The sequence below is a fragment of the Micromonospora sp. M61 genome, from assembly GCF_018070245.1.
In the GTDB taxonomy this organism is placed as follows: Bacteria; Actinomycetota; Actinomycetes; order Mycobacteriales; family Micromonosporaceae; genus Micromonospora; species Micromonospora zamorensis.
This window is the reverse complement of sequence record NZ_JAGPYA010000025.1, coordinates 86,671-94,594: the sequence shown is the minus strand read 5'-3', so window position 1 is coordinate 94,594 and position 7,924 is coordinate 86,671. Positions and strand designations below refer to the sequence as shown.

10 protein-coding genes are annotated in these 7,924 nt (G+C 72.1%); 5 read left to right on the top strand and 5 right to left on the bottom strand.

Annotated features, from left to right (window positions below; translation table 11 throughout):
• Nucleotides 1-330 precede the first annotated feature (330 nt).
• The 3 genes from KBX34_RS16635 to KBX34_RS16625 all read right to left on the bottom strand — a co-directional run bounded on the left by KBX34_RS16635 (nt 331) and on the right by KBX34_RS16625 (nt 3,166).
• Nucleotides 331-2,064: a DEAD/DEAH box helicase gene (locus tag KBX34_RS16635; RefSeq protein WP_088946802.1), complete on the bottom strand. Its 1,734-nt coding sequence runs from the start codon at nt 2,062-2,064 to the stop codon at nt 331-333.
• Nucleotides 2,065-2,244: 180 nt separating this feature from the next.
• The gene (locus KBX34_RS16630; protein ID WP_088946801.1) at nt 2,245-2,907 is read right to left on the bottom strand and encodes a trimeric intracellular cation channel family protein; all 663 of its coding nucleotides are present in this window, start codon (nt 2,905-2,907) and stop codon (nt 2,245-2,247) included.
• A gap of 40 nt (nt 2,908-2,947) precedes the next feature.
• Complete coding sequence (locus KBX34_RS16625) at nt 2,948-3,166, bottom strand: DUF3039 domain-containing protein (protein WP_088946800.1); 219 nt, start codon at nt 3,164-3,166, stop codon at nt 2,948-2,950.
• An 88-nt stretch (nt 3,167-3,254) separates the two neighbouring features.
• Between KBX34_RS16625 and KBX34_RS16620 the strand changes: the two genes are divergently transcribed.
• Both KBX34_RS16620 and KBX34_RS16615 read left to right on the top strand, forming a co-directional pair.
• Complete coding sequence (locus tag KBX34_RS16620) at nt 3,255-4,190, top strand: pseudouridine-5'-phosphate glycosidase (protein WP_210925735.1); 936 nt, start codon at nt 3,255-3,257, stop codon at nt 4,188-4,190.
• Complete coding sequence (locus KBX34_RS16615; RefSeq protein WP_088946798.1) at nt 4,187-5,086, top strand: carbohydrate kinase family protein; 900 nt, start codon at nt 4,187-4,189, stop codon at nt 5,084-5,086. The genes KBX34_RS16620 and KBX34_RS16615 overlap by 4 nt, the downstream gene beginning before the upstream one ends.
• 54 nt (nt 5,087-5,140) lie before the next feature.
• On the opposite strand, the gene KBX34_RS16610 is transcribed toward KBX34_RS16615, so the two are convergent.
• Nucleotides 5,141-5,500, bottom strand: a complete 360-nt coding sequence (locus KBX34_RS16610; RefSeq protein ID WP_172861971.1) for a DUF3099 domain-containing protein — start codon at nt 5,498-5,500, stop codon at nt 5,141-5,143.
• A 104-nt stretch (nt 5,501-5,604) separates the two neighbouring features.
• Between KBX34_RS16610 and KBX34_RS16605 the strand changes: the two genes are divergently transcribed.
• Both KBX34_RS16605 and KBX34_RS16600 read left to right on the top strand, forming a co-directional pair.
• Nucleotides 5,605-5,892, top strand: a complete 288-nt coding sequence (locus KBX34_RS16605) for a hypothetical protein (RefSeq protein ID WP_088946797.1) — start codon at nt 5,605-5,607, stop codon at nt 5,890-5,892.
• Between the two features lie 13 nt (nt 5,893-5,905).
• Nucleotides 5,906-6,217, top strand: coding sequence for a hypothetical protein (locus KBX34_RS16600; protein ID WP_088951534.1), 312 nt, complete (start codon nt 5,906-5,908; stop codon nt 6,215-6,217).
• A gap of 28 nt (nt 6,218-6,245) precedes the next feature.
• Here KBX34_RS16600 and KBX34_RS16595 read toward each other — a convergent pair whose 3' ends face one another.
• A complete protein-coding gene (locus KBX34_RS16595) occupies nt 6,246-6,836 on the bottom strand; it encodes an HhH-GPD-type base excision DNA repair protein (protein ID WP_088946796.1) in 591 nt (196 codons plus the stop codon).
• A gap of 83 nt (nt 6,837-6,919) precedes the next feature.
• Here KBX34_RS16595 and KBX34_RS16590 point away from each other — a divergent pair, with 83 nt between their 5' ends.
• Nucleotides 6,920-7,921: a CPBP family intramembrane glutamic endopeptidase gene (locus KBX34_RS16590; protein WP_210925733.1), complete on the top strand. Its 1,002-nt coding sequence runs from the start codon at nt 6,920-6,922 to the stop codon at nt 7,919-7,921.
• Nucleotides 7,922-7,924: the final 3 nt, after the last annotated feature.

The window sequence follows — 7,924 nt, the reverse complement described above, 5'->3', positions numbered from 1 at the left end:
CCCCGCGCCCCGCGCCCAAGATCCTGCTCGAACCGGGATGTAGTGGCCTCATCGACGCGCCGATGCCACTACATCCCGGTTACTGCGCGATCTTTGAAGTAGGGACGCTCCGCAGAGGGCACGCGCGGGCGTCCCGGGCACGTAAACCTCGGTCTCACCCCAGGCCAGCCCGTGATCCGCTCGACTTCACGGAAGTCGCGCTTTCCTCGCGCTCGAGATACCGCGTTTTCAAGGAAACCGAGTGGATCACGCCGGAAGCAAGCACGGTCGCAGGCATCGCCGCAGGCATCGCCGCAGACCTCGGCCGCAGGCATCGCCGATGCGGCAGGTCTAGAGGGTCTGGACGGTCGCGATGCGTTCCTCGAGCTGCTCGATGGTGGCCTGGGCGCTCGGAGGGCCGCCGCAGAGCCGGCGCAGCTCAGCGTGGATCTTGCCGTGCGGCTGGCCGGTGCGATGGTGGCGAGCGGCCACCAGGGCGTTCAGTTGGCGCCGGAGCGCCACGCGACGCTGAGCGGCGCTCATGGGTGCCGGTGGCGCCGCCGTGGGCGCAGAGGCCGGCTGAGCGGCCCCGTCGGCGGTACGGCGGCGTTGGGCGGCGAGCTGTGCGGCCTGCCGTTTGGTCAGCAGCAGCGACACCTGGTCGGCGGTGAGCAGGCCGGGCAGGCCGAGGTATTCCTCTTCCTCCGGGGTGCCGGCCTGGGCCGCGGTACCGAACGACGCGCCGTCGAAGATCACCTGGTCCAGTTCGGCGGTGGCCGAGAGCGCGGCGAACCGCTTCTCCAACTCGCCGCTGGCCTGGTCGTCGCGCTGCGCCCGTTCCAGCAGATCGTCGTCGAGCCCGTCGGATTCCTTGGGTTTGCCGAGGACGTGGTCCCGTTCGGTCTCCATCTCGCTGGCCAGGCCGAGCAGGTGCGGCACGCTGGGCAGGAAGACCGACGCGGTCTCACCTGGCCGTCGGGCTCGCACGAACCGGCCGATCGCCTGGGCGAAGTAGAGCGGCGTGCTGGCGCTGGTGGCGTAGACGCCGACCGCCAGTCGGGGGATGTCGACACCCTCGGACACCATCCGCACCGCGACCAGCCATCGCTGGTCGGACGCCGCGAACGTCGCGATCCGCGCGGACGCACCCTGGTCGTCGGAGAGCACCACGGCGGCCTTCTCGCCGGTCACCTGCTCGATCAGCTTGGCGTACGAGCGGGCGGTCTGCTGGTCGGTGGCGATGATCAGACCACCGGCGTCGGCCATGCCCGCGTTGCGCAGCACGGTCAGTCGGGCGTCGGCGGCGCGCAGCACCTGCGGCATCCAGTCCCCGGCCGGGTCCAGGGCGGTACGCCACGCCTGCGCCACCAGGTCCTGCGTCATCGGTTCACCGAGGCGGGCGGCCAGCTCCTCCCCCGCATTGGTCCGCCAACGGGTCTCCCCGGAGTACGCCAGGAAGAGCACCGGCCGGACCACGCCGTCGCGCAGGGCGTCGGAGTAGCCGTACACGGAGTCGGCGCGTGAGCGCAGCAGCCCGTCTCCGCCCCGCTCGTAGCTGACGAACGGGATCGGGTTGTCGTCGGAGCGGAACGGTGTCCCGGTGAGCATCAGCCGGCGTACGGCGGGGTCGAAGGCGTTCTTCACCCCGTCTCCCCAGGACCGGGAGTCACCCGCGTGGTGGATCTCGTCGAGGATGACCAGGGTGCGTCTGGTCATGGTGCGCCGCCGGTGCACCTGCGGTGCCATGCCCACCTGGGCGTAGGTGACCACCGCGCCGTGGAAGTCGGCTGCGGAGTGCACGTCGGCGTTGCGGAACGCGGCGTCGAGCTGGATGCCGACGCGGGCCGCGGCGTCGGCCCACTGGTTCTTCAGGTGCTCGGTCGGGGCGACCACGGTGACCGCCTCCACGGTGCCGTCACCGAGCAGCTCGGCCGCGATCCGCAGGGCGAAGGTGGTCTTGCCGGCGCCCGGCGTGGCGACCGCTGTGAAGTCCTCGGTGCGCCGACGCAGGTATTCCACCAGGGCTTTGCGCTGCCAGGCGCGTAGTGCCGGGAACGTCTCGAGCACCGGCGTCCGGGCTGCCACGCGAAAGCTCCTCTCCGACCGCACGACGGCGGACCCGGGGCGAGGGCCACGATGACCGCCGCCCATGAAAACGCCTCCGCGCAGAAGCTGCCGCGAAGGCCGACTCAGCATAACCAGCGCGAGCCCCACGGCCCAGGCGACGCCACGCTGGTCACATTCGCCACCCTGGCGCGGATGGCCTCACCACTCCCGGTCGGCGCGGGGATCCGCCCCATCGGCACGCGGCGGGCGCAGCGTCGCCACCGGCGCGGACCAGCGCCGACGCAGCGCGATCAGACGTAGCCCGAAGACCAGGGCGGCAGCGGCGGTGAGCGGTACGGGCCCGGTCTGCCCGGTCACGTAGAGCAGCACCACCAGCACCGAGCCGGCCAGCGCGGCGAGGGCGTAGATCTCCCGACGCAGCACGACGGGGATCTCGGCGGTGAGCAGATCGCGGCCGAGCCCGCCGCCGATGGCGGTGAGCATGCCGATCAGGCAGGCGCCGACCGCTGGCACCCGGGCGTCGAGTGCCTTGAGCGTGCCGGTCACGGTGAACAGTGCCAGGCCAGCCGCGTCCAGCACCAGGACGGTGGTGCGCAGTCGGGCCAGTTGCGGGTGCAGCCAGAAGACGGCGAGGGCGGTGATCGCGGCGGTGGCCGCGTACCGCCAGTCGGCGAAGGCCAGCGGCGGCACCTCGTCGATGACCAGGTCCCGGAAGATCCCGCCGCCGAGGGCGGCCACGAAACCGACGAAAGCGACGCCGAACAGGTCCAGTCGCTTCGCCACCGCCGCCGACGCCCCGGATGCGGCGAACACCGCCACCCCGGTCAGGTCGGCGAGGAGCAGGGCGGTGGAGGTGGTCACCGCCGCAGGCTACGTCGCCGGCCGGAGCACCGGCCGAGGTTCACTCGCGGTACGAGTCGTAGATCTCCTTGCACTTGGGGCAGACCGGAGAACCCGGCTTGGCCGCCTTGGTGACCGGGAACGTCTCGCCGCAGAGCGCGACGACGTAGGTGCCCATGACGGCACTTTCGGCGATCTTCTCCTTGCGGACGTAGTGGAACATCTCGGGACCGGTGTCGGCGTCCTTCAGCTCCGGACGCTCGAGAACCTCTGTGCTCACGTCTGCACCTCCAACCGACAAGTTTGGCAGGTCATCACGGCCGGGTCCACTTGAGGCCGGCCCATGCCCCACCCCGTACCGTGCTGGTGTGAATGACTTTCGCATCAGCTACGGAACCGAGGTCGCCGAAGCCCTGCGCGACGGCCTGCCCGTCGTCGCCCTGGAGAGCACCATCGTCTCGCACGGCCTCCCCCGGCCGGAGAACCTGCGGGTGGCCAGGGAGATCGAGCAGACGGTCCGGGACGCCGGGGCCGTCCCGGCGACGATCGGCATGATCAGCGGCAGGCTGGTGGTCGGTCTGGACGACGCACAGTTGACCCGCCTCGCCACCGTCGACGGAGTGACCAAGCTCTCCGTCCGCGACCTCGCACTGGCGGCGGCGACCGGCGCGGACGGCGCCACTACCGTTGCCGCGACCAGCGCGGTGGCCGCCGCGGCCGGGATCGGGGTGTTCGCCACCGGCGGGCTGGGTGGGGTGCACCGGGAGGCAGCGCACACCTTCGACGAGTCGGCGGACCTGGGCACCCTGGCCCAGACTCCGATCGCGGTGGTCTGCGCCGGGGTCAAGTCGATCCTCGACGTGGGCGCGACGCTGGAGCGGCTGGAGACCCTCGGGGTCGCCGTGGTCGGTTACCGCACCCGCCGGTTCCCCGGCTTCTACCTGACCGACGCCGGCTTCGACCTGGACTGGTCGGTGGACTCGCCGGAGCAGGTCGCCGCCGTGCTCGCCGCCCGCGACGAGCACGCCGTGCACACCGGCGGACTGCTCGTCGCCAACCCGTTGCCGGTCGAGGAGCAGCTCGACCCGGAGCTGCACGACCGGACGCTCGCCGACGGCCTGGCCCTGCTGGAGCGGGACGGGGTCACCGGTAAGGCCGTGACGCCGTACCTGCTGTCGTACTTCCACTCGGCCACCGAGGGCGCGAGCCTGGCGGTGAACGTCCGGATCATCCTGCGCAACGCCGACCTGGCCGCGCGGATCGCGGTCGCCGCAGCGGCCCGCCGCACCACCGCCCCGGCATGACCCGACCGGCCCGGATGGTCGTCGTCGGGGACGTGATCACCGATGTGGTCGCCGTGCTGTCCGGGCCGCTCGCGGCCGGCTCGGACACCGGAGCTGAGATCAGCATCGGCGGCGGCGGTCAGGCGGCCAACACCGCCGCCTGGGTAGCGGCGCAGCGGGTGGACGTCACGCTCGTCGGCGCCGTCGGTGACGACGACGCCGGACGGGACCGGGTGGCCGAGTTGGAGCGGGCGGGTGTCGACTGCGCGATCGAACGCGTCGAGGGCGTGGCGACCGGCACGGTGATCGTGTTGGCCACCGACGACGAGCGCACCATGGTCAGCCAGCGGGGCGCGAACCTGCGGCTGACCGGCGCGCACGTCGAGCGGGCCCTCGCGGCGGTGCCCGACGCAGGGCATCTGCATCTGTCCGCGTACACCCTGTTGGACGCCGGGTCGCGCGACGCCGGGCTGCGGGCGCTGGCCGCCGCGCGCGAGCGTGGGCTCACCACCAGCGTCGACGCGGCCTCCGCGGCGCCGCTGCGGCGAGTGGGCGCGGCGGCGTTCCTGAGTTGGGTACGCGACGTCGACCTGCTGCTGGTCAACGCGGACGAGGCCACCGTGCTCGCCGGTGGGCTGGACCCGGCGGCGCAGGGGCGGGCGTTGTCGGCGACGGCCCGGCGGGTCGTGGTCAAGCGCGGCGGGGCCGGCGCGGTCTGGGTCGACCGCACCGCGGCGGTCCGCGTGGCTGCGGCCCGGCGGGTTGCCGTGGTGGATGTCACGGGGGCCGGGGACGCCTTCGCGGCTGGCCTGCTCACCGCCTGGCTCGCGGGTGCCACCCCGGCCGCGGCGCTGAGCCGCGCCACCGATCTGGGGGCGCTGGCCGTCTCCACCGTCGGCGCACGACCGCAGCCCTAGTCGCCAGCGCACGGCTGCGGCTCCCGAGTGCTCGAACCCTGGCCCGTTCGCGGGTCAGGGTTCGGCGTCGATGACCTTGTGCGGGCGCTCCTCGGCGGTGAGGCTCATCGGCGGGGTGTCGTCCGTGTGCCGGCGGTGGAACCTGTTGGCCAGCCGGTGCTCTTCCTTCGGCGGCCGGTCGTTGGCCAGCAGCACGGCCAGCCAGGGGATGAGCACCATGCCGAGGGCGCACAACGGCAGCCAGAGCCAGAGCAGCGGGGCGTTCGCACCGACCAGGATCGCGCCGGCGATGATGCAGGCCACCCGGATGCCCATCATCAGGACGTAGCGGCGCTGACGGCTGGTGAGCTGGTCACCCTGGCTGCGCGAGGCGTCGGTGATCAGAATCGGCTGGTACGCCTGACGCTTCACCATGGACCTCCTCGAGGGGGTTACGCCTCATCCTGTCACCGCAGGGCCGTGATCAGCGAACTTCGACTCATCCCGTTGCGTGTTACGTGCGTGGTACGCTGCCTGGCGTGGGCAGCAGGTTCAGCTTCACCGACGAGGCGTTGGCCAACCTGAGGGTCTACGACGTCACACCCGGGGAAGTCTGGGAGGCGCTGCACAGCGCCCGACGGGTGATCCGCCATCTGGGTGACGACGTGATGGTGGTCTACGCCGCCGCCCGTCGGGGCCGCCGACTGGCGGTGCTGCTCGCCGAGGCCGATGGCACCGACAACGACTGGGACATCCTCTCCGCTCGTGAGCTGAGCGACGCCGAGTCCAAGCGCTACGACGAGGCCGTGCGGAGATCTCGCCGATGAGGAGGCCGTGACGATGCACCGAAACGACGCGACCAAGCAGTTCCACAGCGGCGACGACCGCATCGCCGAGCTGATCGACGAGGGCCCGGGGGTGGACCTCCCCGCCCCCGACACCGACGTGCCGATGGTGAGCCGGTCGGTCCGGCTGCCACTGGAGACGTACGAGCGGGTGCGGGCCGCCGCCGACGCCCGAGGCATCGGGGTCACCACGTTGATGCGCCAGTGGATCGAGGCCGGTCTCGCCGACCTGGACGACTCCGCGACCGTCTCGCTGGCCGACGTCCGGCGCGCGCTGGCCTCGCTGGCGCACCCCACCGCCGCCTGAGCGACAGCCCTCACCAGGCCGGTCGCTTTCAGCCGCCGGCGGTCTTCGCCTTGGCCGCTGCCTTCATCTGCTGCTTGTACTCCCGCACCTGGCGCAACGAGTCGGCGTCGGTGACGTCGGCCACCGACCGGTACGCGCCCGGGTCGCCGTACCCGCCGGCCGCCGTCCGCCAGTCCTGCGGGGTGACCCCGAACCGCTTTCCGAGCAGAGCCACGAAGATCTGCGCCTTCTGCTTGCCGAAGCCGGGCAGCCCGGAGACCCGGCGCAGCAGCTCCGGTCCGTCGGCGACGTCGGCCCAGAGCAGCGCCGCGTCACCGTCGTAGCGCTCCACCAGGACCTGGCAGACCTCCTGCACCCGGGCCGCCATCGCCTTCGGAAACCGGTGCAGCGCGGGCGGCTGGGCGAAGAGCGCGACCAGGGCCTCCGGGTCGTACCCGGCCAGCTCGACCGCGTCCAGTTCGTGGCCGAGCCGCTGCGCCAGCACGTACGGCGAGGAGAAGGCCTTCTCCATCGGCACCTGCTGGTCCAGGGTCATCCCGATGAGCAGGGCCAGTGGGCTGCGCTCCAGCAACCGGTTGGCCTCTGGGTCGATGGGCAGCACTAGCGTCATGCGGACCATCCTGCCTGGCCCACCGATCCGGGCGGACGTCGACGCTCCGATCGTCTCGCGACACGTGGCGCTCGTCTGCCACGCTCGACGACATGCTTTGGACCGCCCCGCCCGGTTCCCCGTACCACCGGCTCGGCCGCACTGCCCGGCACCGCTGGTGGCAGCCCCTCGTCGGCACCGTCGCGCTGGTTGTCTCGTCGGTGGTGGTCCTCTGCCTGCTCTTCGGCGTCGCCGCCGTCGTGGCCGAGCTCACCAACCGCCCGTACGACGCCGACGGGCTTCCCACCTTCGGCCCGATTCCGGACGCCGCACTGCTGATCGCCTCGCTGGCATTGTTACTCCCACTTCTGTTCGGCGCGGCCTGGCTCGTGCAGCGCCGGCCCGCAGGCACGCTCTCGTCGGTGCTCGGCCGGCTGCGGTGGAACTGGCTCGGCCGCTGCCTCCTGATCGCCACGCCGCTGATCATCGTCATGCTGTTCGGCGCGGACCTGCTGCTCGGGCTGACCGGCGAGAGCTCGGTGCTCGCCCCGGCGGACACGTGGGTGGGTGGGCCGGAGTTCGCCGCCGGCCTGCTGATGGTCCTGCTGCTGGTGCCGTTCCAGGCCGCCGCGGAGGAGTACGCCTTCCGGGGCTGGCTGTTACAGGCCGTTGGCGCGTACCTTCGCTCACCCTGGCCCGCGATCGCCCTTCAGGCGGTGCTCTTCGCCGCGGCACACGGCTGGGGCACGATCTGGGGTTTCCTGGACCTGGCATTCATGGGCGCGTTGTTCGGCTGGTTGACGGTGCGAACCGGCGGGCTCGAGGCCGCGATCGCGCTGCACGTGGTGAACAATCTGACCGCGTTCACCCTGGCGGCGGCGTTCGGCGGGCTCAGCGCCGACGAGACGATGGCCGACGCCCCATGGCAGCTCGTCCTCGTCGACGTGCTGGTGCTGTCCGCGTACGCCCTGGTCGTCGACCGGATGGCCGCACGTCGAGGGCTGGCGACGGTCGTACCGCCGGACCTGGTCGTGGCGGTGCCCGGCGGGCCCTCGGCCCCGACCGGTGCGGAGCTGAAGCGGCCGGAGGTCGGGGTCGAATCTCGCGGGTGGTGACGG